The 663-nt window shown below is 61.5% G+C and carries 1 pseudogene; it reads right to left on the bottom strand.

The features are described from left to right. Positions 1 to 47 precede the first annotated feature (47 nt). Positions 48 to 663, bottom strand: a pseudogene (locus tag KIF87_RS23020) (IS481-like element ISEc19 family transposase); the annotation flags it as partial.

Raw genomic sequence — 663 nt, 5'->3', positions numbered from 1 at the left:
GTCCGGGGACATGGTAGACAGGTGTTCGGGGACATGGTGAACACTTTTTAACATCCTTTACCCATGGTGATCGACTTTTTCTTCAGGTCGATCACCCCCACTTTCGTGCTGTACCACCACACCTCGTAGCTGCCGTCTTCCTGCATCTCCTTCAGCCCGACCCGTTCTCCCCTGAACGCCTTGCCTGCCTTCAGACTTACCCCTTTCACGCTCAGCTTTCCGCTGATATCCACCTTCCTGACCATCACGCCTTCGTCGTATTCCGGGGGCGTTGTGTTGCCGCTGTACTGCCGCGCTGACGGCTGATACCGCGAGCCCGGTACCGCCATATCCAGCGCCTCGTGCGGGCGTTCAAGGTTGTACACCGTCCGCCAGTGGTCGAAGGCGCGCTGCAGCTCACCGCTGTCTGCGAACCACTTCCCCTGGAGTACTTCCGCCTTCAGGCTGCGGTGAAAACGCTCCAGCTTGCCCTGCGTCTGCGGATGATAAGGCCGGGAGTGCCCCACCCGGATACCGTGGCGCATCAGCCACAGCTCCAGCGCCGTCCAGGTGCCGGTGGTGTCTCCCCACGGTGAGCCGTTGTCCATCGTCATCCGGTCCGGCAGGCCGTAACGCTCAAACACGCTGACCAGCTGCTGCTGCACGGTCTCGCGCCGTTCATCG

The organism is Enterobacter sp. 120016, from assembly GCF_018383635.1.
GTDB lineage: Bacteria > Pseudomonadota > Gammaproteobacteria > Enterobacterales > Enterobacteriaceae > Enterobacter > Enterobacter asburiae_D.
The sequence above is the reverse complement of the archived record's forward strand: the minus strand, read 5'-3'. Positions and strand labels throughout refer to the sequence as shown.